The organism is Streptomyces sp. LX-29, assembly GCF_029541745.1.
Lineage (GTDB): Bacteria > Actinomycetota > Actinomycetes > Streptomycetales > Streptomycetaceae > Streptomyces.
Genome location: NZ_CP089746.1, coordinates 6269606 through 6292351, shown reverse-complemented (window position 1 = coordinate 6292351; position 22746 = coordinate 6269606). Strand labels below are relative to the sequence as shown.

The following is a 22746-nucleotide window of genomic DNA, read 5'->3' as shown; positions in this document are numbered from 1 at the left end:
GAGAGGCTCCCGGCCACGCGACCGGGAGAGGTCAGACCACCGTACGGACCTCACCGTTCGGCTGTGAGGCTTCAACAACGCCGCCCGGCTCGCTCTTCCCCGACAGGCCCAACAGGCCGACCGCCAAGGCGTACTGAGCCGCCACATACGTCAGCATGATCCAGAACTGCGGTACGGGCGGCTGCGGCCACTGCGCGATGCCCGTCGCGATGAGCGTGTCGGAGAGCAGGAACAGCGCGCCGCCGCCCGCCGTCGACCAGCCCGCCCGATGCCCGCCCAGGGCCATGCCGGTGAGCAGGAGGCTGTAGCCGGCGACCGGAACGCGGAGCTCCGTCGGCAGGTCGGGCCACAGCAGGGCCACCGTGCCGAGCCAGGCAGCCCCGTAGACCGCGGTCACCGCACGTCCCACCCGGCGCTCGCCGCCGCGTACGAAGAGCACCAGGTAGCAGACGTGGCCGGCGGCGAACGAGGCCATGCCCGCCATGAAGGCCGCGTCCCCGCCGATCTGGAGCAGGGTGTCGCCGCCGCAGCCGAACAGCAGCGCCGCCGCCAGCACGCGCGGGCCGCCGAGGGCCAGGACGTACGCCGCGAGCACCGGCATCAGGGTCGGCTTGGTGAGCCGCTCCGCCGCCTCCACGCCCGCCACCAGGGCGGTCAGGTGGGCGGCGGTCAGCAGCCAGAAGGCCGCCCACAGGGAACGGACCGCTCTCGTCACGCCACTTGTTCCCTGGTCCGGGCCTCCACGGGCGGGTCGGCTGCCGACGGGGCCTCGGACGACTGCGCCGCCGTGGCCGTCACCTCAGCCGTCGCGGCCGGCACCGGGGCCGCGGTCGCTCCGCGCGGCTGCCACCCCGGGCCGCGGAAGACCCTCCCCAGCCGCTCCCGCCAGTTGTCCGCCGCCGCGACGTCCCGGGCGATGGCGGCGTACTCGTGGGTGGCCACGCGGACGGGGTTGTAGGTGGCGATGTTCTTCGTCAGGCCGTAGACGGGGCGCTCGGTCTCGGGGACGAAGGAGCGGAAGAGCCGGTCCCAGAGGATGAGGATGCCGCCGAAGTTGCGGTCCAGATAGCCGCCTTGGGAGGCGTGGTGCACCCGATGGTGTGAGGGGGTGTTGAAGACGTACTCGACCGGACGGGGCAGCTTGCCGATCCGCTCGGTGTGCACCCAGAACTGGTAGACGAGGTTGGTCGAGGCGCAGAAGCCGACCGCCGCCGGGTGCACGCCGAGCGCCACCAGCGGCACGTAGAACGGCCAGACGGTCCAGGTCGTCCAGGGCTGGCGCAGCGCGGTGGTGAAGTTGAACTTCTCGCTGGAGTGGTGGACCACGTGGCACGCCCACAGCACCCGGATGACGTGGTGGCCCCGGTGGGACCAGTAGTAGAAGAAGTCCTGGGCGAGCAGCATCAGCAGCAGCGTCCACCACAGCACGGGCACGCGGAGGGGCGTCAGCTCGTAGACGGCGGAGTAGATCGCGACGATCGGGATCTTCCAGAGGATGTCGAAGAAGACGCTCCCCAGGCCCATGGCGACGCTCGTCGCGGCGTCCTTCGTCTCGTAGCCCGCCGCGTCCTCGTCGGGACGCAGCCGGTAGCTCACCACCTCCACCGCGGTCAGCAGGACGAAGGCGGGAATGGACCACAGCACGACATCGGGCAGGTGCGGCATGTCGGCAACATAGAGCGGCTTCGGCGGGCGCGACTAGAGGTAGTTACCGATAAGTATGCGAGACCAGGCGTCAGCAACCGTTTTGTCCATATTCGTCACCCCGCTCACCTCCCCTCGCGCACCCTCCCCGTGACGCGGCGACAGGTGGCCGTCCGTCACTGTCAGCGGCGGCCCGTATCCTCAGGGACCATGCTCGAAGACCGCATGGCAGCCGCATCGCCGAGTCCATGGCCGACCGCGTACCCCGAGGGGTACGCGGTCGTCGACGTGGAGACCACCGGCCTCAGCCGGGACGACCGGATAGTGTCGGCTGCCGTGTACCAGCTGGACGCCCGCGGCGAGGTCCAGGACCACTGGTACACGCTGGTCAATCCGCAGCGCGATCCCGGCCCCGTGTGGATCCACGGGCTCACCCGCGAGGTGCTGGCCGACGCCCCGCTCTTCCCGGAGATCGTCGGCGAGCTGTCCGCGCGCCTCGCCGACCGGGTGCTCGTCGCCCACAACGCCGTCTTCGACTGGTCGATGATCGCCCGGGAGTACGCCCGGGCCCGGGCCACCCCACCGGTCCGGCAGCGGCTCTGCACCATCGTGCTCTCCAAGGAGCTCGGGCTGCCGCTCCCCAACCACAAGCTGGAGTCGCTGGCCGCGCACTACGGCGTGGCGCAGGAGCGCGCCCACCACGCGCTGGACGACGCGCGGGTGCTCGCCGAGACCTTCCGACCCAGCCTGCGCAGCGCCGCCGCGACCGGCCTGCGGCTCCCCCTCCTCGCCTGCCAGCCGCTCACCGAGTGGGCCGAGGGATCCGCCGCCACCGGCGGCTCGTACGCCGGGATCGGCCGCCAGCGCTCGTACTCCTCGGGCAGCTGGCGCCCCAGCCGCAAGCGGCCCGCCTGCCCCTACCCCAACCCCGGGCGCTATGAGCCGGGCGAGCAGCTGATGCAGGGCATGCGGGTGGCCTTCTCCGGAGACACCTCCGTCGACCGCGAGCTGCTGGAGGACCGGGCCGTCGCGGCCGGGCTGCACGTCGCGACCAGTGTGTCCCGGCTCACCAGCGTGCTGGTCACCAACGACCCCGGCTCCCCCACCAGCAAGGTCGTCAAGGCCCGCGCCTACGGCACCCCGGTGATCGACGAGGCCGCCTTCATGCAGCTGCTCCAGCACGTGGTGCCCGCGAAGCCGTCGGCGTCCGGCTGACCCGCGGCGCCGAGACGACGATCAGGTGAATGTCGGCGCGACGCGCCCGGCCGCCGGTCGGCCACCACCGGGCGGAGCCGCATGCTGTGGCGCATGGGACGTTGCGAGGTCTGCGGAAACGACTACCGGATGACGTTCGAGGTGCGCGCCGCGGGCGCGGTGCACGTCTTCGACTGCTTCGCCTGCGCCATCCACCGCATGGCGCCGATCTGCGAACACTGCCGCTGCCAGATCATCGGCCAGGGCGTGGAGGCCGACGGCCACTTCTACTGCGGGGCGCACTGCGCCCGCGCGGAGGGGAAGGTGGGCATCGTCGATCACGTCTAGCCACCGCCCCGGCCGCGGCGGCTGGGGCCACCCTCCCCGCGAACGCCCCACGGCCAAGTTGTACGGTCGTGGGGTGTACCGCTTCCTGTTGTCCCGGCAATGGGTGATCCTCACCCTCGTGGGACTTGTCCTGATTCCCTCCATGATCGAGCTGGGATTCTGGCAGTTCCACCGGCACCAGAACCGGGTAGCGCACAACGACCTGATCGCCGAGAGCCTCAAGTCCCCGGCCGTCCCGGTCGGCGAGCTGACCACCCCCGGCCGCCCGGTGGACCGCGCGGTCACCTGGCGCACGGTGACCGCCACCGGCACCTACGACACCCGGCACGAGGTCGTCGTTCGCCAGCGCACGGGCGCCAACGAGGCGGTCGGCTACTTCGTCGTCACCCCGCTGCTGCTCAAGGGCGGCGGCAAGGACGGCGTCAAGGGCGACGGCGCGGTGGTCATGGTCAACCGGGGCTGGATCCCGCCGGGCGGCGACCTCACCAAGTTCCCGGAGGTCCCCGCGCCCCCGCGCGGCGAGGTCACCGTCACCGGCCGGCTCCGGGCCGACGAGACGACCGGGAACAGCGGCATCAAGGACAAGTCCGGGCTGCCCGAGCGCCAGGTGATGCTGATCAACAGCGAACGGCTGGCCGAGCCTCTCGACCGCCCCGCCCTCGGCGGCTACCTCGAACTGATCAAGTCCTCTCCCGCCGGCCGTGAGCAGCCCACCCCGGTCGAGGAGCCCGACCACAGCAGCATCGGCTCCCACATGGCGTACGCGATCCAGTGGTGGCTCTTCACCGCGGGCGTCCCCATCGGCTGGGTGGTCCTCTTCCGCCGCGAGCTCCGCGACCGCGCGGAGGCGGCCGCGAAGGAGGCCAAGGCGAAGGCCAAGGCCGCCGACAAGGCTCCGGCGAAGGAGGCCACCGACACCGACACCACCGTCGCCCCCGACGCCGTCGCCACCGACGCCACCGCCACCGCCACCCCGGTCGCAGCCACCGCCGGCACCGGCACGGCAAACGGGGATGAAAGCCGCGAAGTCGCCCAAACAGCAGGCTCCGCGGACTAGCCCAGCGTCTCTCGGGCAAACGTCTCTGTGTGGGTCAACGCATCGAGGACTACGCGCTCATCGGCGACCACCAGACGGCCGCCCTCGTCGGCCGCGACGGTTCGATCGACTGGTTGTGCCTGCCCCGCTTCGACTCGGGCGCCTGCTTCGCCGCCCTGCTCGGCGACCGGGACAACGGCCACTGGCGGCTCGCCCCGGTCCACGGCGGCCCCTGCACCCGGCGCGCGTACCTCAAGGACTCCCTGATCCTGGAGTCCGTCTGGGAGACCGCGGCCGGGACCGTCAAGGTCACCGACTTCATGCCGCAACGTGACCGCGCCCCCGACGTCACCCGCATCGTCGAGGGCGTCTCCGGCCGCGTCGACATGCTCGGCGTGCTGCGGCTGCGCTTCGACTACGGCCGGGTAGTCCCCTGGGTGCGCCGCAGCGACAACCACCGGGTCGCCGTCGCCGGCCCCGACTCGGTCTGGCTGCGTTCCGAGCCCCCCGTGCGCACCTACGGCGAGGACTTCAGCACCCGCTCCGAGTTCACGGTCTCCGCCGGCGACAAGGTGGCCTTCGTCCTCACCTGGCACCCCTCCCACCACGCGCGCCCGCGCCTGGTCAATCCGCACCAGGCGCTGCGCACCAGCCTCCACGACTGGCAGGCGTGGGCCGGCCGCTGCCGCTACTCCGGGCCGGACCGCGACGCCGTGATCCGCTCGCTGATCACCCTCAAGGCCCTCACCTACGCCCCCACCGGCGGCATCGTGGCCGCCCCCACCACCTCCCTCCCCGAGGCCGTGGGCGGCGTGCGCAACTGGGACTACCGCTACTGCTGGCTGCGGGACTCCGCGCTCACCCTGAACGTCCTGCTCTCGGCCGGCTACCAGGAGGAGGCCCGCGCCTGGCGGGACTGGTTGCTGCGCGCCATCGCCGGCGACCCGGCCGACCTCCAGATCATGTACGGCCTGGCGGGCGAGCGCCGGCTGCCCGAGTTCGAGCTGCCCTGGCTTCCCGGCTACGCCGACTCGGCCCCGGTCCGGATCGGCAACGCCGCCGTCAACCAGCTCCAGCTCGACGTCTACGGAGAGGTGCTGGACGCCCTCTACCTCGCCCGCACCTCCGGGCTGCCCGGCCAGCCGCACGCCTGGAACCTCCAGCGCGCCCTGATGGACTTCCTCGAATCCGCCTGGCGCGACCCCGACGAGGGGCTGTGGGAGGTCCGCGGCGGGCGTCGCCACTTCGTGCACTCCAAGGTGATGGCCTGGGTCGCCGCCGACCGCGCGGTGCGCTCCATCGAGGCCCACCCCGCCCTCCCCGGCGACGGGGACCGCTGGCGGGCCATGCGCGACGCGGTCCACAAGGAGGTGTGCGAGCGCGGCTACGACCGCGAGCGCAACACCTTCACCCAGTCCTACGGCTCTGTCGAGCTGGACGCCGCCACCCTGCTCATCCCGCGGGTCGACTTCCTGCCCGCCACCGACCCGCGCGTGGTCGGCACCATCGACGCGGTACGCCGCGAGCTGGACCACGGCGGTCTCATCCGCCGCTACAGCCTCGAAGGCGACAACGTGGACGGTCTACCCGGCACCGAGGGCGCGTTCATCGCCTGCTCGTTCTGGCTGGCCGACGCCCTGTACCTGAGCGGCCGCGGCAAGGAGGCCCGCGCCCTCTTCGACCGGCTGCTGGACCTCCGCAACGACGTGGGGCTGCTGGCGGAGGAGCACGACGCGACCGCCGATCGCGCGCTCGGCAACTTCCCGCAGGCGTTCAGCCACATCGGTCTCGTGAACACCGCTCTTACCCTCGCCTCCCCCGCCACGGCAGACTGACCCCCATGGATCTTGACCTCAAAGACCGTGTGTACGTCATCACCGGAGCCACCCGCGGACTCGGCAACGCCACCGCCCGCGAGCTGGTGGCCGACGGCGCGAAGGTGGTCCTCACCGGGCGCGACGAGAAGTCCGTGGAGCGCGCCGCCGCCGAGCTCGGCCCGAACGCCTCCGGTGTGGCCGCCGACAACGCCGACCCGGACGCCGCCGAGCGCCTGATCGCCCACGCCCGCGAACGCTTCGGCGGCTTCGACGGCATCCTCGTCAGCGTCGGCGGCCCGCCCGCCGGCCGGTTCGCGGACAACACCGACGAGCAGTGGCAGTCGGCGTTCGAGTCGGTCTTCCTCGGGGCGGTCCGGCTGGCCCGCACCGCGGCCGACGCGCTCACCCCGGGCGGCGTGATCGGCTTCGTCCTCTCCGGCTCCGTCCGCGAACCGATCCCCGGCCTGACGATCTCCAACGGTCTCCGCCCGGGGCTGGCGGGGTTCGCCAAGTCCCTCTCGGTGGAGCTCGGCCCGCGCGGCATCCGCGTCGTCGGACTGCTCCCGGCCCGTATCGACACCGACCGGGTGCGCGAACTCGACGCCCTGTCCGGGGACGAGGCGGCCGCCCGGCGCCGCAACAGCGAGGCGATCCCGCTGCGCCGCTACGGCACCCCGGAGGAGTTCGGCAAGGCGGCCGCCTTCGTGCTCTCCCCCGCGGCCTCGTACCTCACGGGCCTGATGCTGCCGGTGGACGGCGGCGCCCTGCACGCGCTCTGAAGCCACCGCGCCCGCGAGAGCGGCCGCGCTGCGGTACGGCTTGGGGTGCCATGCCCCCGGGGCCCATGCCTGGGGTATCCGGGGGCTATGTCTGGGGGCTACGCCCGGGAGTGCCCGGGCGCCATGCCCGGGAGTGCCCGGGGGCTACGCCCGGGGGTACCCGCGTGCTATGCCTGGGGCGGCGCGGAGGGCGCCGGCGCGCGCCGTCAGCTGACGCGTTCCGCCCCGTGGCGGACCGCTCGCACCCGCACCTCGGTCGGGAACCGCGCCAGCCCCACGGAGGAGCGGGCGTGCTCGAGCACCTCGCCCCGCACCTGTTCCAGGGCGCGCACCGGCTGCGCCCGCGCGGCGAGCACCAGCGCCATCCGTGCCTCGGGCGCCGTACGCCGCCCGCGCAGGGTGACGCGGGCCCGCTCCACCCCGTCCAGCGACTCGGCGTCCGCCGCCATGACCGCCTCCAGCGCCCGCCCGCGCACCACCGCGGCGGCACCGGCCTCGATGTCGTCGGCGCCGACCAGGACCTCCCCCAACTGGCGCCGCCGTAGCTGCGCCAGCAGCCACCACAGGGCGAGCAGCAGGACCACGCCCAGGCAGCCGATGACCGCCGGCCACCACCATCCCTCGTCGCGCCACCGGATCCGGTCGGCCCGACTGAGCAGCACGTCATGGGGGCCGGCGAACGGCCACCACCAGTCCTCCCCGATCCCCCAGCGCCGCCGCAGGTCCAGCCCGGCGACCAGCACCGCGCCGCCCAGCAGGACCAGCGCCAGCCCCACCAACCCGACCAGCACTCGGTTGACCGTCCGCAGCACGCTCCGCTCACCCCTTCGATGGCCGTCGGACCCGCAGCGAGAGCGCGGGTTGCCGGGCCAGGCCCAGCTGCCGTACTCCCTCGGCGAGCACCCGGTCGAGATCCGCCCGTACGTCGTCCAGGTCCCGGAAGTGCGAGACGACCCGCGCCCGCACCCGGCGGCGCCGCACGTCGACACGGACGGAGCGGACTCCCGCCACCTCCATCGCACGGTCGCGCAGCACCAGTCCGGCCGCCCCGCGGTCGAGCCCGGCGCGCAGGTCGGCGCTGTCCCGCCGCATCGGCAGCAGTCTCCGAAGCCCCGGAGTCACGGCGAGCACCACCAGCCAGCAGCCCACCAGCAGCACCACGGCGGCCGCGCCCACCACCCAGCCGCTGTCGAGCGGCCGGGTGGCGAGCTCGTCGGCCAGCTCTCGGCGCCAGCGCATCGCGGGGCGTCCGGCGCGCACCGCCGCCACGTCGTAGAGGAGCAGGCCGGCCCCGGCCAGCACCAACGCGGCGACGATGGCGGCGGGCACCCGACGCGCGGACCAGAACCGTCGAACCGGGCGCGGGCGCACGGGGCCGGGCGCGGGGGCGCCCGGAGCGGGCTCCTCGGGCGGCGCCGCACCGGCCGCCTCGACGCCCGCCCCCGGACCGCCGTTCCCTCTCGCGTCGCCCGCGCCTCGCGTACCGTCCGGAGGGCGGGTCGCCCCGGGGTCGCCTGTGCGGGCGTTGACTCCCTGGTCGTCGGTACGGCCGCTGGCTCCCGCGTCTCCTGTGCGGGCGGTGACTCCCAGGTCTCCGGTACGGCCCGTGCCTCCAGGGTCGCTTGTGCGGCCCGCGCCGTACGGGGCGCCCGAACGGCCGGTACCACCCGTGTCGTCCGGGTCGTTCGTACGGCCCGCGTCGCCTGTGAGGTCGCTCACCGGACACGCCCCCCGCCCACACCCGTCAACTGCGGCGCGTGCAGCCGTTCGACCGTGACCGCCACCTCGGGCACCTCCATGCCGGCCAAGTGGCCCACGCGTTCGGTGATCTGACGGCGCACCGCACCGCACTGCGTGCCGATGTCGGACGGATAGCCGAGCTCCACCGTGACCCGGACCCGCACCACGCGGTCCCGCACGGCGACCACGGCGTGCGGCCGCGGCGCCGTGGGGCCTTCGCGCAGCGCCTCCCGGGCCGCCTGTGAGGCGATCTTCGCGACGACCCGGTCCGCGATGCGCGTGGCACCGCGCTCGGCGGGCTCGACCACTCTGCCCTCACCGACCCCTGCGCTCTTCGCGCTCGCGGGACTCGCGGGTGCGGAAGAGGTCGCCCGGCTCCAGGTCGCCGTCCAGCACCCGCCCGACCACGAACCCGACCGCTCCCAACGCCGCTACCAGCAAGAACGCTCCGAAGCCGCCGAAGTACCCGGCGAAGCCGAGACCCATTCCGGCGATCAGCCCGATCACAGCCATGCTCACGTTTCCGCTCCCCTCGTCCGGCGGCCCCACGACCGTCGGTCCTCAGGCCGCTACTGGATCCGCGGCTCCTCTTCCTCCTCCTCGGGCAGCTTCACATCGCTGACCGCGATATTGACCTCGACCACCTCAAGGCCGGTCATCCGCTCCACCGCGGAGATCACGTCCTCCCGCACATTGCGGGCGACTTCGCCGATGGAATAGCCGTAGTCGACGACGATGTCCAGGTCGAGAGCCGTCTGTACCTCGCCCACCTCGGCCCGCACGCCGCGGGTCACCGAGCGGCCGCCGCCGGGCACCCGGTCCCGCACGGCACCGAAGGTGCGCGCCATGCCGCTGCCGGTGGTGTGCACTCCCTCGACGTCCCGGGCCGCCAAGCCGGCGATCTTCTCGACGACACCGTCCGCGATGGTCGTCTTGCCGCGCGAACCCGGGTCGCCGCCGCCCCGCCGGGTCGGCTGGCCACCACCCGACTTCCTGAGAGATTCGCCCAGCTCGCTCTCGTTCTCGGGCCGGTTCCGTGGTGCGGTGTCGGTCATCGCCGATCACCCCTTCCGAAGGAAGATCCGAAGAAAGATCCGAGGGGCGGAACACGCCGCTCCTCTTGCCACCCTAAGCTCACCGTCCCCGACACGCTCCAACGATGTGGCACACGTGCGACCCCGCCCCTCAAACGGGTGGGTCGTCCGCCCGGCTCCCCCGGCGTGCGGCAGGCTGTGCGCAGGTACGGGCGTCGGGGTGACGAAAGGGGTGACGGCCGTGGTCGCCGACCGGCTGGCGCGGACGGTGCGGGAACAGCTCGGCATCGGCCGGCTGCTACCACTGGGCGGTCCCGCGGACGGCGCCTGGCTGACCGAGCGCGCCGCGGAGGGGGTGCTGCGCGCCGCTGCCCGCGCGGTGCCCGGCGTACGACTGGACAGGCTGCGGATCGGTCTGGCCGACCCGGCGCGCACGGAGCCGCCGGCGCTCCCGCCCCCGCCGAGCGCGCTGCCGCCGGGCCCGTTGCGCGTCGAGGCGACGCTCGCGGCGGCCATGGACCGGCCGATCCCGGAGGCGGCTGAGGCCCTGCGCGCGGCGCTGCACACCGCGTCGACACGGCGGCTGGGGCTCCGGGTCGAGAGGGTGGACCTGCGGGTCACGGGACTGGTGGACGAGCCGCCCGCCGGCCCTGCCGTCGAGCCCCCCGGCGGCCGCGACACCGGTGGGCCGGCCACGCCCGGCAGGCGGGCGGACCTCTCGACGGCGGACCTTCCGCCGGCCGCGGTCGCCGTCGCGGCGGCGACCGCCGACGTGCCGGGGGTGGCCGGTCTGGCCGCCGCCCTGGGTGGCACGGGGCGTGCGGTGACGATCGAGGAGCGCGCGGACGGCGCTCCCGCGGTGCTGGTCCAGGTGGCGGTCGCCGCCGGCCACCGCGCGCTGGACGTGGCCCTGGCGGTGCGCGCGGCGGCGGCGGAAGCGGCCGCCACCCCGACGGTGTCGGTGCTGGTGACGGCCGTGGACGCCTGACGCGCGCGTCCGGGGTCAAGCCGGGGCTCGTCTCGCGGGCCGGCGGGGATCGGGACGGACGAGGCTCGGGGCGGGCCGCCGCGGCTCGTCCCGATCGGCCGGGGAACCGTGACGGGCCGCTGCGGCTCCTCGCGGTCAGCCCGGGAACCGTTACGGGCCGCCAAGGCTCCTCGCGGTCAGCCCGGGAACCGTTACGGGCCGCCAAGGCTCCTCGCGATCAGCTGGGGAACCATGACGGGCCGGCCGGAGAGCCGTGACGGTCAGCCGGGGCTCGTGCCGGGCCGGCCCGGCACGACGGACTCAGTCCGAGAGCCCCGCGAGGTCGCGCAGTCGGCGTGCCTGGGCGGCCCGCTCCGCGGCGCGCTGCTCGTCATAGGTCCGGTCGACCGCGCCACGCAGCAGCGCCTTGGTCTCGATCACGGCGTCGCGCGGGGCGGCGAGCAGCGCCGCGGCCAGGTCCTGAACGGCGGAGTCGAGTTCCGCGGCGGGCACCACGAGGTTGGCGAGGCCGGTGCGCTCGGCCTCCTCGGCGTGGACCGCGCGACCGGTGGCGCAGATCTCCAGCGCCCGCGCGTAGCCCACCAGCCCGACCAGCGGATGGGTGCCGGTGAGGTCGGGGACCAGACCGAGGCTGGGCTCGCGCATCGCGAACTGCACATCGTCCGCACAGACCCGCAGGTCACACGCGAGGGCCAACTGGAAGCCGGCCCCGATGGCATGGCCCTGGACGGCGGCGACGGAGATGATGTCGTTCCGCCGCCACCAGGTGAACGCCTCCTGGTAGCCCGCTATGGCGGCATCCAGCTCGGCGTCGGTGGAGCGGGCGAGATCGAGGAACGACGGCTCCCCGTCGAAACCCTCCGGGGTGAAGCCCTGCCGGTCGAGTCCGGCGGAGAAGGACGGGCCTTCGCCGCGCAGCACCACGACCCGCACGCTTCCGGGCAGCAGCTGCCCGGCCTCCGCCAGCGCCCGCCACAGCGCGGGCGTCTGGGCGTTGCGCTTGGCGGGATTACGCAGGGTTACGATTGCCACCGCGTCATCGATGGTGAGGTGTACGCCGTCCTTGTCGAGCAGGGTCACTGGGAGCCTCCGGTGGGCCGCAGTCAGTTTTAGTTAACTGCACAGTAACCACCCGGCCGACCGGTTGATCAACCGGGTGGCACTGCCCGTTTTCACCGGAAACGACTTTCAGCGGCCGCCGACGGCCGGACGACCGACGACACGACGACCGGCGCCGTACAGGCCCGTCGCCGCGAAGCGCCGGGCAGGCGTCAGGCCGAGGCGGCCTTCTTGCCTCGCGTCGCGCCACCGCGACCACGCAGCGTGACTCCGGATTCGCTGAGCATCCGGTGAACGAAGCCATAGGAACGTCCGGTCTCCTCGGCCAGCGCCCGAATGCTCGCACCGGAGTCGTACTTCTTCTTCAGGTCTGCCGCGAGCTTTTCGCGCGCGGCGCCGGTCACCCGGCTGCCCTTCTTCAGAGTCTCGGCCACCCGTGCCTCCTCATGGGAAGTGCGCTCTGGACTCTCATGATCACCCCTAGCCGGCCTCCTGGCCACCCATTCGGCAAGGTCCATGAGACAAGACTTCGGCGAAATCGCGGCCTGAGAGGCGGCGGAATGCCATATTCCGGCGCCGTCCGGCCATAACGCCAACCGGATCCGGAGAAGAAGCGCCTGGTCAGAGCGCACACGAGTGGCTACGGAGCGAAACGACCCGGCGCGTGCCACGTGGCGCGCGCCGGGCGGTTGCGGCGCGCCGCGATATGAGCCCTTCTCACTCAGATGATGGATCACCCATCGGCCGAATGATCCATCACATCTTGATCAAGAGGCCGAAGGGCGATCCGGAGTGAGCAGCTCAGGCGAGGGCGACGAGGTCCGCGTAGTCCTGACCCCACAGGTCCTCCACGCCGTCCGGGAGCAGGATGATCCGCTCCGGCTGGAGGGCGTCCACCGCCCCCTCGTCGTGGGTGACGAGGACGACCGCGCCCGCGTAGGTGCGCAACGCGCCGAGGATCTCCTCGCGGCTGGCGGGGTCGAGGTTGTTGGTGGGCTCGTCGAGCAGCAGCACGTTGGCGGAGGAGACCACGAGGGTGGCCAGCGCCAGCCGGGTCTTCTCACCGCCGGAGAGCACGCCCGCCGGCTTGTCGACGTCGTCCCCGGAGAACAGGAACGAGCCGAGCGTCTTGCGGATGTCGACCAGGTCCAGGTCGGGCGCGGCGGAGCGCATGTTCTCCAGGACGGTGCGGTCCGGGTCCAGGGTCTCGTGCTCCTGGGCGTAGTAGCCCAGCTTCAGGCCGTGGCCCGGGGTGACCCCGCCGGTGTCCGGCTGCTCCACCCCGGCCAGCAGGCGCAGCAGGGTGGTCTTGCCGGCGCCGTTGAGGCCGAGGATGACGACCCGCGAACCCTTGTCGATCGCCAGGTTGACGTCGGTGAAGATCTCCAGCGAGCCGTAGGACTTGGAGAGGCCCTCCGCGGCCAGCGGGGTCTTGCCACAGGGCGCCGGGTCCGGGAAGCGGAGCTTCGCCACCTTGTCGGAGACGCGCAGGTCCTCCAGGCCGGACAGCAGCCGCTCCGCGCGGCGGGCCATGTTCTGCGCGGCGACGGTCTTGGTCGCCTTGGCGCGCATCTTGTCGGCCTGGGCGTTGAGCGCGGCGGCCTTCTTCTCGGCGTTGGCGCGCTCGCGCTTGCGGCGCTTCTCGTCGGCCTCGCGCTGGGCCTGGTAGAGCTTCCAGCCCATGTTGTAGATGTCGATGACCGAGCGGTTGGCGTCCAGGTAGAAGACCTTGTTGACGACCGTCTCGACGAGGTCGACATCGTGGGAGATCACCACGAAGCCGCCGCGATAGGTCTTGAGGTAGTCCCGCAGCCAGACGACGGAGTCGGCGTCCAGGTGGTTGGTCGGCTCGTCCAGCAGCAGGGTGTCGGCGTCGGAGAAGAGGATCCGGGCCAGCTCCACGCGGCGGCGCTGACCACCGGAGAGGGTGTGCAGCGGCTGGCCGATCACCCGGTCGGGCAGGCCGAGGCTGGCGGCGATGGTCGCGGCCTCCGCCTCCGCGGCGTAACCGCCCTTGGTGAGGAACTCGGTCTCCAGGCGCTCGTACTTCTTCATCGCCCTGTCGCGCGTGGCGCCCTTGCCGTTCGCCATGCGTTCCTCGTTCTCGCGCATCTTGCGGAGCACGGTGTCGAGTCCGCGGGCGGAGAGGATGCGGTCACGGGCGAGCACGTCGAGGTCGCCGGTGCGCGGGTCCTGGGGGAGGTAGCCGACCTCACCGGACCGGGTGATGGTGCCCGCGGCGGGGATGCCTTCACCCGCGAGGCACTTGGTGAGCGTGGTCTTGCCCGCTCCGTTGCGGCCGACGAGGCCGACGCGGTCGCCCTTGGCGATGCGGAAGGACGCCGTCTCGATGAGGACGCGGGCTCCGGCGCGCAGCTCGACGCCGGTGGCGGTGATCACGGATTTACTCCTGGGCAGGGTGGGCGGCGGGAACGGACTGACGGGAGATGGGTCGGACCACGCCGTCTAATGCACGAGGAGAAATGCCATGGGGTCAGTTTAGCGGGCAGCGCAAACCGTTTTATCGGCCTCGAACGGCTCCGAGGGGGCCACCGACCGGCCTCGACGCCGCTACCGGCCCGGTGTTGTCAGACCCCGGTGCCAGACTGTGTGACAGGTCACAGAATCGCGGATCCACGAAGGGTGAGTGGCATGGCGAACACCGGGACGGGCGGGTCGGCCGGGGCGGCTGGGACGAGCGGGGCGGCGGGCCCGAGCATCTGTCCGACGCTGCTGTATCGCGACGCCAAGGCGGCGATCCGGCAGCTGACGGAGGCGTTCGGCTTCACCACGGTGCATGTGTACGAGGACGACGAGGGCAGGGTGCTGCACGCCGAGCTCCGCTACGGCAACGGCCTGGTGATGCTCGGCTCCAAGGACCGGGAGGGCGGCTTCGCCAAGGCCATGGCGGACGCCGGGCCCGCCGCCGCCTATGTGGTCGTCCAGGACGTTGACGCCCACTTCCAGCGGGCTGGCGAGCACGGCGTGGAGATCCTGATGGAGCCCACCGACCAGGACTACGGCTCGCGGGACTACATGGCGCGGGACCGCGAGGGCAACGTCTGGAGCTTCGGCACCTATGTGCCGGGCGTGGGCGCCGAGGAGGGCTGAGCGGCGCCACCGGCGCGCGGTAGCGCTGGAGCGGGTGAGTGCCGGAGGGGGTGAGTGCCTGAGGGGGTGAGTGCCTGAGCGCGGAGGTGCCCGAGCACGGAAGTACCGGAGTACGGAAGTGCCGGCCGGAGCGCGGGAGCGCTACGGGGAGCGAGGGGACCGGGCGGTGTCCCGGCCCCCTCGGGGACCGATCGGTCAGACGCTGCCGGTGTGCACCTGGAAGGCGGCGCGACGGACCGCCTTGGCCAGGGCCGGGTCGGGGTGTGCGGCGGCGAGGGCCACCAGGACCTGCACGGTCCGGGGGTGGCCGACGGCGCGCACCTCCTCCAGGAGGGCGGGGACGGTGCCCTGCACAGCGCTCTCCAGGTGGCGTACGAGCAGGGGGCTCTCGCCGTGGTCGGAGACGGCGGCCGCGGTGTCCACCCACAGCCAGGTGGCCTCCTCGCGGGTGAGCACGTCGAGGGCGTCTTCGGGATCGGCGCCCTCGATCTCGGCAAGCCAGAGCAAGGCGTACGGACGCAGCACGGGCTCGTCGACGATGGCGCGCACGGCGGGTTCGGCGGGGGCGCCGACCACGCGCAGCGCGTCGAAGGCCAGGCCGCGCAGGAGCGCGTCGTCGCCGCGCGCCACGTCGAGGAGTTCGGTCACGGCGCTGCCGACGGGGCGGGCGGCGAGCCAGGCGCGGTACTCGGCGCGGGCGGGGCCGGGGGTCAGCCGCGCGCAGCCGCGCAGCATGGCGGCGGCGGGCTGCTCGATGTTCCCGGCGGGGCTCTGGGCGGCGACGCAGATCTGCTCCAGCTTGACCCACACCGCCCAGTTCCCGAGCGCGGTCAGCTCGGCCTCGCGCGGGCGCGGGTCGTTCGCCGCGCCCGGCTCGGGGGCGCGGGTGCCGCCCGGCTCGGAGACGTGGCCGTCCGCGTGGCCGCCGCAGTCGTCGGGGCCGTGGCGCACGACCAGGGCGCCGACGGAGGCGAGCGCGCCGAGCGCCCAGTCGAGCAGCGCGGCGAGCGGGGTGCCGGATGCGTTTCCGGATTCGGATTCCGTTCCGGATTCGGTTCCGGATGCCGTGCCGGTGCCGGATTCGGGGCCGGTTCCCGCCGGGCCGTCGGCGGGCGCGCCGTCGCCGGGCGGGGGCGCCTCCCCGTACGGGGGCACCTCGCAGCGCTCGGTGCGCAGCTCGGCGACGCGCTGGCGCAGCATGTCCAGGAGGGTGTCGAGCGGCACCGGGCCCGCGGAGAGCTGGAGCAGGGAGAGCAACTGCGGGATGGCCTCCACCACCTCCGCCACCGCTGTCGGCCCGGCTTCGACCGGGGCCGGTCGGGCCAGCGACCAGGCGTCGAAGAGGGCGACCCAGCCGCGCAGCACGGCGCTGTCGTCGCGGTCCCAGGCGGTGAGCCGCCAGCCGGGGCGGGCCCGGCCGCCGTGCGGCTCGATCAGGCCCACCAGCCGGGCCCGATCCCAGTCGGTGCGCACCTGGTCCGGGCCCAGGCCCAGTGCGGCGGCCGCGCGATCGGCGGTCTCGACGGACAGGGCACCGGGCGCGCTGCCCTCGGCGACGGCCCAGCGGGCCACCCGCACCGCGTCGGCCAGGCCCGTCCTGGCCTGCCAGGCCAGTTCGGCGGGGGGCGGGGTGCCCTCGGGCGGGCGCGGGGCCGGACGGCTGGGGCCGCGGTGCGCCCCGGCCCGGCGGGCGGCGGCGAGCGGCTGCTTGGGGACGAGTCGGAGCCGGGAGTCGCGCGGAGTACGGGACGTCACGGAAGCAGTCTCGCCCTTGACGGCCCGAAAGCCCAATCGGTACCCGTCTGGCGGTTCCGTTCCCGCTGGCGGCGGCGGTAGCCGGACGTCCCGGTGACGGCGGTGGCGGGCCTCGCGCGGCGCGGGGCAGCGTGCCGGCCGGCCTGGGCGGGGTCCGGGGTGGGGGTGGGCCATGGGAGGGGAGGCCGGCGGGGCCTGGCGGTGCGTCTGGGAGCGTCTGTCGGGGCGACGGGGGCGAGCCGTGGCGGCGCGCCCCGTGCGGCGTCGTATTCCGCGTCACATGTGGGGGGTCAGGAAGCGCCGCAGGGCCTCTTCGTAGCCCCTCGGGTCGGCGTTCCACATCGATGCGTGCGGGGCGTGCGGGACGGTGTGAAGGGTGACCAGGTCGGGGCGGCGCGCGGCGAGTTCACGCGAGAGGTCGAAGGGCGCGAGGGCGTCGTCCGGGCCGTGCAGGAGGAGCGTCGGCACGGTCAGCCGCTCGGGGTCGATGGCCTCGGCGTCGCCGGTTCCGGGGTCGCGCAGCCCGGTCCTGCCCTGGACGCTGCGTATGGCGAGCGGGAGCAGCGGGGCCGGGACGCCGCGGGCGGCGGCGAGGGCGCGCAGGGTGGTCGGCCAGTGGAGCACCGGGGAGTCGAGCACGAGGCCGTCGATCCGACCCCGCAGCGCGGAGTTGGTGGCGGCCCGCAGTGCCATGGTGGCGCCGACGGACCAGCCGAACAGGATGATCCGCTCGGCGCCGTAGCGCACCGCGTACCGGATCGCGGCGTCCAGGTCGCGCCACTCGGCGTCGCCGAGGTGGCCGATGCCGTCCGCGATGGCGGGCGCGCCGACGTCGCCGCGGTAGGCGACGTCGAGGATCGGGAGCCGATGCCGGTGCAGGAACGGCATCACGACCATCGGGTGCTCGCGCGTGGTGCCCAGACCGTGGACGGTGATCACCCAGGTGGTGCGGGATCCGGGCAGGAACCAGGCGGGCAGCGCGCCGAGCTCTCCGGGGATGTCGACGTCCGCGTGGTCCAGCCCGAGGGCGTCGTGCGGGTTGCCGATGTGGACCTGCGGGGTCAGCCGCACCCGGCTGCCGGCGCCGAGGGTGCCGTGCGTGATCCGCTCCAGCCGGCGTACGACGGAGTCGGGCGGGTGCGGGGCCTCGTCGATCACCGGTCCGACGATGGCGTGCGAGGCGGCTCCGCTGAGCCCGTAGGTGCCGGGGCGCAGTGCCGCGAGGGTACGGGTGAGGGTGATCCGCCCGGGTTCGATGGCGTGCACCGTCAGGCGGGGGTCGTGGGGCAGCGGGCGCGTGAGCGACGGTCTGAGGGCAGCGTCGGCTGCGTACCGTCCGGCGACCACGGCCGCCGCTCCGGCACCCAACACCGTCATGGCGGCCAAGGCCACCGCTGTTCGCGGGCGCATGCACCTCAGTTTTGGCACGAGGGACGGTGGGGGCCAGTGGGGTGGGCCGTTGGAGTGAGGAACCGGTTCCCGAGGGGCCGGTCCCGGACCTCGGAGACTCTGGACCCCTGAGGCCTCTGGGACCGCTGTACCGCTGAGATTTCTGGGACCGCCGAGGCCGCTGATGCCTCTGAGACCGCTGAGACCTCGAAGACCTCTCAGCCCTGCGAGACCCCTGAGACCTCTGAGACCTCTGAGACCTCAACGCCGGGGGCCCACCGCCTCGCGGCCCACCCCAGGCCGCGCGGACCGCCGGCTCACCGTGGCTGCCCGTAGTCGCGGAGCTTGCCCGCGGCCGCGCGGAGCTCGGCCGGGGAGAGCAGCGTGGGCGTGCGTCCGGGGACCGAGGAGGCGGTCAGCCAGACGCGGCACATCCACTCCAGTTGCGCGGTGCGGTCGTACGCCTGGGCGAGGGTGGCGCCGTACGCGATGGTGCCGTGGTTGCGCAGCAGGCAGGCGGTGCGGTCGCGCAGCGCGTCGAGCATGTGCGTGGCGAGCTCGTCGGTGCCGTAGAGCGCGTAGCGGGCGACCCGCACCGGGCCGCCCAGGGCGGCGGTCATGTAGTGCACGGGCGGCAGCTCGTCGACGAGCGTGGAGACGGCGGTGGCGTGCACCGCGTGGGTGTGGACCACGGCGGCCGCGTCGGTGGCGCGGTAGATCGCCAGGTGCACGGGGAGCTCGCTGGTGGGTGTCAGCTCGCCCAGGGTCCGGCGGCCGTCGAGGTCCACACCGACCGGCTGGTCGGGGTCCAGTTCCCCGTAGGGGACGCCGCTGGGGGTCACCAGCACGGTGTCGCCGACCCGCGCGGAGACGTTGCCGGAGGTGCCGACGACGAGGCCGTCGGCGGTGCTGCGGCGGGCTGTGGCCACCACCTCGGCCCACGTCGTGTAGAGCGCTCGTGACCTCACCGTCACTCCCACCACCTCCGCGTCGATCATCGCAGTGCCCCGGTCCGTGAGCAGCGGCAACACCCACCTCACACTTGCCATGGGCATGTCGATCTTCCGATACGCTACGGAGGCTCTGTCACGCGCATCGCCGTTCCGGGGCCCGTGACGACCGCCGTCCGCGACGGGTCCTCGCCCTTCTGGCCGCCACGCTGACCGCAGTCCTGCCGGCCCAGCCGCAGGCGGCCGGAGCCGGGAAGCCGCGAGGACACGACGTGTCCTCGCACCAGCGGAACGTCGACTGGGACGCGGCGCGCAAGAACGGCGCCGTCTTCGTCTACGTCAAGGCGACCGAGGCCACCTCGTACCGCAACCCCTACTTCAGCCGGCAGTACACCGGCTCCCGGGAGGCGGGGCTGCTGCGCGGGGCGTATCACTTCGCGGTGCCGCACCTGTCCTCCGGACAGACCCAGGCCGCCCACTTCCTCCGGAACGGCGGGGGCTGGACCCCGGACGGCTGGACGCTACCGCCCGCGCTGGACGTGGAGTGGAACCCGTACGACAGACGGAAGCCCTGCTACGGGCTGCGTCGGGCGGAGATGGTGCGCTGGATCGCCGCCTTCAGCGAGGAGGTGCTGCGGCAGACCGGGCGGCGACCGGTGATCTACACCACAACGACGTGGTGGCGGCGGTGCACGGGTGACAGCGCCGCGTTCGGTTCCGGCCACCCCCTGTGGCTGGCCCGCTGGGCCGCCTCGCCGGGCCCGCTGCCGGCGGGGTGGCGACGACCGACCTTCTGGCAGTACGCGGAACGGGGTCGACTGCCGGGTGACCAGAATCTCTTCAACGGCTCGGCGGTGGAGCTGAAGCGGTTCGCAACGGCGTGAATCAGCCGGAATCTCGCACTCCGGAGCGCACCGGACGGCGGCCCACCTGCGGCTCCTCCCGTGTCGTGTCATCCCGACACCCCCGCCAGTTCACCTTCCGTTCACTCACCATCCCTACGGTCGCCATGCCACTGACCACCGAACGATTGCCTGGGTGAATGGAACACATCACGCTTCTCATCGGGATCGTGATCATCACGGCCTTGGTGTTCGACTTTACGAACGGCTTCCACGACACGGCCAACGCCATGGCCACCACCATCTCCACGGGCGCCCTGAAGCCCAAGACGGCGGTGGCCATGTCGGCGGCCCTCAACCTCGTCGGCGCGTTTCTGTCCGTCGAGGTCGCCGCGACCATCTCCAAGGGCATCATCGACGAGTCCGGCATCCAACCCGAAGTGATCTTCGCGGGTCTGGTGGGCGCGATCATCTGGAACCTGCTGACGTGGCTCGCGGGTCTCCCCTCCAGCTCCTCGCACGCGCTCTTCGGTGGTCTGATCGGCGCCACGGTCGCCTCGGTCGGCTTCGGTGCCGTCCACGGCGAAGAGGTCGTCATGAAGGTCCTGATCCCGGCCATCGCGGCCCCGATCGTGGCGGGCCTGGCCACCCTGCTGGCCACCAAGCTGACCTACCGCGCGGCCCGCAAGGCCGACCCGGAGGCGACCGCCAAGGGCTACCGCGCGGGGCAGATCGCCTCGGCCGCGCTGGTCTCCCTCGCGCACGGCACCAACGACGCGCAGAAGACCATGGGTGTGATGACCCTGGCGCTGATCACCGGTGGCGCGCTGGCGCCGGACGCCGACCCGCCGATGTGGGTCATCGCCTCGGCCGGTCTGGCCATCGCCCTCGGCACCTACCTGGGCGGCTGGCGGATCATCCGCACCATGGGCAAGGGCCTCACCGACATCCAGCCGCCGCAGGGCTTCGCCGCCCAGACCGGCGCCGCGGTCACCATCCTGACCTCCTCCCACATCGGCTTCGCGCTCTCCACCACCCAGGTCTGCTCGGGCTCGGTCATGGGCGCGGGCCTGGGCCGCAAGGGCGGCGTGGTCCGCTGGAAGACCGTCGGCCGCATGGTCGCCGCCTGGGGCCTGACGCTGCCGGCCGCCGGTCTGGTCGGCGCCGCCGCGGCGCTGCTGGCCAAGCAGGGTGACATCGGCGTCACCGCGGTCGCCGTGCTCGCCGTCGCCGCCTGCACCGCGATCTGGCTGGCCTCCCGCCGCAAGCCGGTGGACCACACCAACGTCAACGACATGGGTGCGGAGGCCGGCGAGCCGGTGGGCGTCGTCACCGCCGCGCTGCAGTCGGTCGCCCCGCCGCCGGCCGGCCAGGCCGAGCCCGCGACCCCGGCTCCGGCCCAGGCCGCGGTCTGACCCGGCCCCTCACGGCTTCTAGGTAAGGAATCACTGCGATGCAGATCGACTGGGCTGCCCTCGGCCAGGTCTTCGGCGTCACCCTCGTGGTGACCGTCACGATGGTGGGCGTCTTCACCCTCGGCATCCTCGGCACCTCGGCGCGCAAGGCGCGGCCGGAGGGCGCCGACGGCGGGGCGGTCGCCGCCTCGAGCGCCGCGTCCGCGCTCGCGCGGACCGGCGGCTACGCCTGCTACGCGCTGTGCGCGGCGGCCGTGGCCTACGGCATCTACCTCATCGTCAGCGGCTGACCCAACCGCCGCGCGCTTCTCTGTGCCCCGGGACACACGCCCCGGGGCACACGCGTATCCGCACCTCTCCGCGCAGGTCAACAGTGAGTTGACGGCCGTTCCCGCAGCATGGTGGACTTCCGGGGCCAAACGGCGACAGCAGAGGAAGTCCGGTGAGAATCCGGCGCGGTCCCGCCACTGTCACCGGGGAGCGCTCCCCCTCAACAGGGGTCACGGCTCGACGTCATGGTCCACGGCGTCACAGGGCTGGAAGGCCGGGGGCAGCGCGGATCCGGGAGCCAGGAGACTCTGGTCGCCGGTCACGTCGAGCCAGGGCGCGGACCCTGAGTGAGGACACATACGGATGCGTGCCGACCACGCCAGCTACGCGTGCGGCGCCGCCCTCGGCTTCCTCGGTGACCTCGCCGCGGGCGACCCGCGCCGCGGTCACCCGGTGGCCGCCTTCGGGCGCGCCGCCGCGGCCGCCGAGCGGCTGCTGTGGCGCGACCACCGCGCCCACGGCGCGGCGTACACCGCGCTGTGCGCGGGCGGCGCGGCGGCGGCCGCGGCGCTGCTCACCCGCACCGTACGGAACGCCACCGGCTCCCCCGGCGCCGAGGTGGCGCTCACCGCCGCCGCCACCTGGGCGGTGCTCGGTGGCACCTCGCTGCGCCGCGAGGCCGAGACGATCGGGGCGGCGCTCGCCGCCGGGGACCTCGCCGCGGCCCGGGAGCGGCTGCCGCACCTGTGCGGGCGCGACCCGCACGCCCTGGACGAGCAGCAGATCGCCCGCGCGGTCGTCGAGTCCGTCGCCGAGAACACCTCCGACGCGGTGGTGGGCGCCCTGGTGTGGGGCGCGCTCGGCGGCGTGCCCGGCCTGGTCGGCTTCCGCGCGGTCAACACCCTCGACGCGATGGTGGGCCACAGGTCGCCGCGGTACCGACGGTTCGGCTGGGCCTCCGCCCGCCTCGACGACCTCGCCGGCTGGCCCGGCGCACGGCTCACGGCGGCCCTCACCACGGTCGCCGGCCCCGACCCGCGCGGGGCGCGGCGCGCCTGGCGGCGCGACGGGGGCGCTCATCCCAGCCCCAACGCGGGCCCCGTCGAGGCGTCGTTCGCGGGCGCGCTCGGCGTGCGGCTGGGGGGCACACTGGCCTACGGCGGCCGGGTCGAGCACCGGCCGGTGCTCAACGCCGAGGGGCGGCCGGTGGAGTTCCGCGACATCGCCCGCGCGACCCGGCTGTCCGGCCGGGTGGCCGCGCTCGCACTGACCGCCTCGATCGCCGGCCGGCTGGCCGGAGCCGCCGCCCGCTCCGCCCTCCGGGGCGCGCGCGCCGGACGGCGGCCGACCGGCTCCCGGGGAGGAGCCGCATGAA

Annotated in this window: 24 protein-coding genes and 1 riboswitch; of the genes, 11 read left to right on the top strand and 13 right to left on the bottom strand. The window is 73.6% G+C overall.

All coding sequences use genetic code 11. From position 1 onward, the window contains the following. Positions 1-31: 31 nt before the first annotated feature. A complete protein-coding gene (locus tag LRS74_RS26535) occupies positions 32-715 on the bottom strand; it encodes a lysoplasmalogenase (RefSeq protein WP_277743354.1) in 684 nt (227 codons plus the stop codon). Next, positions 712-1665, bottom strand: a complete 954-nt coding sequence (locus LRS74_RS26530; protein WP_277743353.1) for a sterol desaturase family protein — start codon at positions 1663-1665, stop codon at positions 712-714. Before LRS74_RS26530 ends, LRS74_RS26535 begins: the two co-directional genes overlap by 4 nt. Positions 1666-1854: 189 nt before the next feature. On the opposite strand from LRS74_RS26530, the gene LRS74_RS26525 reads away from it, so the two are divergent. The 5 genes from LRS74_RS26525 to LRS74_RS26505 all read left to right on the top strand — a co-directional run bounded on the left by LRS74_RS26525 (position 1855) and on the right by LRS74_RS26505 (position 6818). Continuing rightward, positions 1855-2859: a DEDDh family exonuclease gene (locus tag LRS74_RS26525; RefSeq protein ID WP_277743352.1), complete on the top strand. Its 1005-nt coding sequence runs from the start codon at positions 1855-1857 to the stop codon at positions 2857-2859. 93 nt (positions 2860-2952) lie between these two features. After that, a complete protein-coding gene (locus LRS74_RS26520; RefSeq protein ID WP_144384544.1) occupies positions 2953-3186 on the top strand; it encodes a hypothetical protein in 234 nt (77 codons plus the stop codon). Between the two features lie 73 nt (positions 3187-3259). Beyond that, a complete protein-coding gene (locus tag LRS74_RS26515; protein ID WP_277743351.1) occupies positions 3260-4243 on the top strand; it encodes an SURF1 family protein in 984 nt (327 codons plus the stop codon). 29 nt (positions 4244-4272) lie between these two features. Next, a complete protein-coding gene (locus tag LRS74_RS26510) occupies positions 4273-6057 on the top strand; it encodes a glycoside hydrolase family 15 protein (protein ID WP_277743350.1) in 1785 nt (594 codons plus the stop codon). Between the two features lie 5 nt (positions 6058-6062). Beyond that, a complete protein-coding gene (locus tag LRS74_RS26505) occupies positions 6063-6818 on the top strand; it encodes an SDR family oxidoreductase (RefSeq protein ID WP_277743349.1) in 756 nt (251 codons plus the stop codon). A 206-nt stretch (positions 6819-7024) separates the two neighbouring features. On the opposite strand, the gene amaP is transcribed toward LRS74_RS26505, so the two are convergent. Genes amaP through LRS74_RS26480 form a run of 5 tightly spaced genes read right to left on the bottom strand, consistent with a single transcriptional unit; the run spans position 7025 to position 9613 of the window. Continuing rightward, positions 7025-7630: an alkaline shock response membrane anchor protein AmaP gene (gene amaP, locus LRS74_RS26500; RefSeq protein WP_277743348.1), complete on the bottom strand. Its 606-nt coding sequence runs from the start codon at positions 7628-7630 to the stop codon at positions 7025-7027. A gap of 7 nt (positions 7631-7637) precedes the next feature. After that, entirely contained in the window at positions 7638-8537 is a 900-nt protein-coding gene (locus LRS74_RS26495) for a DUF6286 domain-containing protein (RefSeq protein ID WP_277743347.1), read from the bottom strand. After that, positions 8534-8866: a hypothetical protein gene (locus LRS74_RS26490; RefSeq protein WP_277743346.1), complete on the bottom strand. Its 333-nt coding sequence runs from the start codon at positions 8864-8866 to the stop codon at positions 8534-8536. Before LRS74_RS26490 ends, LRS74_RS26495 begins: the two co-directional genes overlap by 4 nt. A 7-nt stretch (positions 8867-8873) precedes the next feature. Then, positions 8874-9077 (bottom strand): hypothetical protein, encoded by a 204-nt coding sequence (locus tag LRS74_RS26485; protein ID WP_277743345.1) that lies wholly within the window; start codon positions 9075-9077, stop codon positions 8874-8876. A gap of 50 nt (positions 9078-9127) precedes the next feature. After that, positions 9128-9613 carry an Asp23/Gls24 family envelope stress response protein gene (locus LRS74_RS26480; RefSeq protein WP_277743344.1) on the bottom strand — a complete coding sequence of 162 codons (486 nt, stop codon included), beginning with the start codon at positions 9611-9613 and terminating at the stop codon, positions 9128-9130. 199 nt (positions 9614-9812) lie between these two features. Between LRS74_RS26480 and LRS74_RS26475 the strand changes: the two genes are divergently transcribed. Further along, entirely contained in the window at positions 9813-10580 is a 768-nt protein-coding gene (locus LRS74_RS26475) for a hypothetical protein (protein WP_277743343.1), read from the top strand. 300 nt (positions 10581-10880) lie between these two features. Here the strand turns inward: LRS74_RS26475 and LRS74_RS26470 are convergent, their stop codons facing one another. From LRS74_RS26470 to abc-f, 3 genes are all read right to left on the bottom strand, one after another. Further along, the gene (locus tag LRS74_RS26470; protein WP_277744949.1) at positions 10881-11687 is read right to left on the bottom strand and encodes an enoyl-CoA hydratase/isomerase family protein; all 807 of its coding nucleotides are present in this window, start codon (positions 11685-11687) and stop codon (positions 10881-10883) included. Between the two features lie 164 nt (positions 11688-11851). Next, positions 11852-12073: a helix-turn-helix domain-containing protein gene (locus LRS74_RS26465; RefSeq protein ID WP_030021347.1), complete on the bottom strand. Its 222-nt coding sequence runs from the start codon at positions 12071-12073 to the stop codon at positions 11852-11854. 367 nt (positions 12074-12440) lie between these two features. Further along, positions 12441-14039 (bottom strand): ribosomal protection-like ABC-F family protein, encoded by a 1599-nt coding sequence (gene abc-f, locus LRS74_RS26460; protein ID WP_277743342.1) that lies wholly within the window; start codon positions 14037-14039, stop codon positions 12441-12443. Positions 14040-14291: 252 nt separating this feature from the next. Here abc-f and LRS74_RS26455 point away from each other — a divergent pair, with 252 nt between their 5' ends. Next, the gene (locus LRS74_RS26455) at positions 14292-14750 is read left to right on the top strand and encodes a VOC family protein (protein WP_277743341.1); all 459 of its coding nucleotides are present in this window, start codon (positions 14292-14294) and stop codon (positions 14748-14750) included. A gap of 195 nt (positions 14751-14945) precedes the next feature. Here LRS74_RS26455 and LRS74_RS26450 read toward each other — a convergent pair whose 3' ends face one another. The 3 genes from LRS74_RS26450 to LRS74_RS26440 all read right to left on the bottom strand — a co-directional run bounded on the left by LRS74_RS26450 (position 14946) and on the right by LRS74_RS26440 (position 18892). Then, positions 14946-16505 carry a hypothetical protein gene (locus LRS74_RS26450; RefSeq protein WP_277743340.1) on the bottom strand — a complete coding sequence of 520 codons (1560 nt, stop codon included), beginning with the start codon at positions 16503-16505 and terminating at the stop codon, positions 14946-14948. 276 nt (positions 16506-16781) lie between these two features. Then, complete coding sequence (locus LRS74_RS26445) at positions 16782-17915, bottom strand: hypothetical protein (protein ID WP_277743339.1); 1134 nt, start codon at positions 17913-17915, stop codon at positions 16782-16784. Between the two features lie 296 nt (positions 17916-18211). Beyond that, positions 18212-18892: a class II aldolase/adducin family protein gene (locus LRS74_RS26440; RefSeq protein ID WP_277744948.1), complete on the bottom strand. Its 681-nt coding sequence runs from the start codon at positions 18890-18892 to the stop codon at positions 18212-18214. A 161-nt stretch (positions 18893-19053) separates the two neighbouring features. Between LRS74_RS26440 and LRS74_RS26435 the strand changes: the two genes are divergently transcribed. From LRS74_RS26435 to LRS74_RS26420, 4 genes are all read left to right on the top strand, one after another. After that, entirely contained in the window at positions 19054-19728 is a 675-nt protein-coding gene (locus LRS74_RS26435) for a GH25 family lysozyme (protein ID WP_277744947.1), read from the top strand. Positions 19729-19886: 158 nt separating this feature from the next. Next, a complete protein-coding gene (locus LRS74_RS26430) occupies positions 19887-21101 on the top strand; it encodes an inorganic phosphate transporter (RefSeq protein WP_277743338.1) in 1215 nt (404 codons plus the stop codon). Positions 21102-21139: 38 nt separating this feature from the next. Continuing rightward, on the top strand, positions 21140-21391 hold the full coding sequence (locus LRS74_RS26425; protein ID WP_277743337.1) for a hypothetical protein: 252 nt from the start codon (positions 21140-21142) through the stop codon (positions 21389-21391). Between the two features lie 140 nt (positions 21392-21531). Further along, positions 21532-21680, top strand: a riboswitch (cobalamin riboswitch). 54 nt (positions 21681-21734) lie between these two features. Beyond that, positions 21735-22745: a cobalamin biosynthesis protein gene (locus LRS74_RS26420; protein ID WP_277743336.1), complete on the top strand. Its 1011-nt coding sequence runs from the start codon at positions 21735-21737 to the stop codon at positions 22743-22745. Position 22746 lies beyond the last annotated feature (1 nt).

Bases quoted from the DNA above. Each gene is read 5' to 3' on its own strand.
- LRS74_RS26530 (WP_277743353.1), bottom strand. From the start codon at position 1,665: ATGCCGCACCTGCCCGATGTCGTGCTGTGGTCCATTCCCGCCTTCGTC.
- LRS74_RS26505 (WP_277743349.1), top strand. From the start codon at position 6,063: ATGGATCTTGACCTCAAAGACCGTGTGTACGTCATCACCGGAGCCACC.
- LRS74_RS26520 (WP_144384544.1), top strand. From the start codon at position 2,953: ATGGGACGTTGCGAGGTCTGCGGAAACGACTACCGGATGACGTTCGAG.
- LRS74_RS26525 (WP_277743352.1), top strand. From the start codon at position 1,855: ATGCTCGAAGACCGCATGGCAGCCGCATCGCCGAGTCCATGGCCGACC.
- LRS74_RS26430 (WP_277743338.1), top strand. From the start codon at position 19,887: ATGGAACACATCACGCTTCTCATCGGGATCGTGATCATCACGGCCTTG.
- LRS74_RS26480 (WP_277743344.1), bottom strand. From the start codon at position 9,613: ATGACCGACACCGCACCACGGAACCGGCCCGAGAACGAGAGCGAGCTG.
- LRS74_RS26425 (WP_277743337.1), top strand. From the start codon at position 21,140: ATGCAGATCGACTGGGCTGCCCTCGGCCAGGTCTTCGGCGTCACCCTC.
- LRS74_RS26455 (WP_277743341.1), top strand. From the start codon at position 14,292: ATGGCGAACACCGGGACGGGCGGGTCGGCCGGGGCGGCTGGGACGAGC.
- LRS74_RS26420 (WP_277743336.1), top strand. From the start codon at position 21,735: ATGCGTGCCGACCACGCCAGCTACGCGTGCGGCGCCGCCCTCGGCTTC.
- LRS74_RS26440 (WP_277744948.1), bottom strand. From the start codon at position 18,892: ATGATCGACGCGGAGGTGGTGGGAGTGACGGTGAGGTCACGAGCGCTC.
- LRS74_RS26445 (WP_277743339.1), bottom strand. From the start codon at position 17,915: ATGCGCCCGCGAACAGCGGTGGCCTTGGCCGCCATGACGGTGTTGGGT.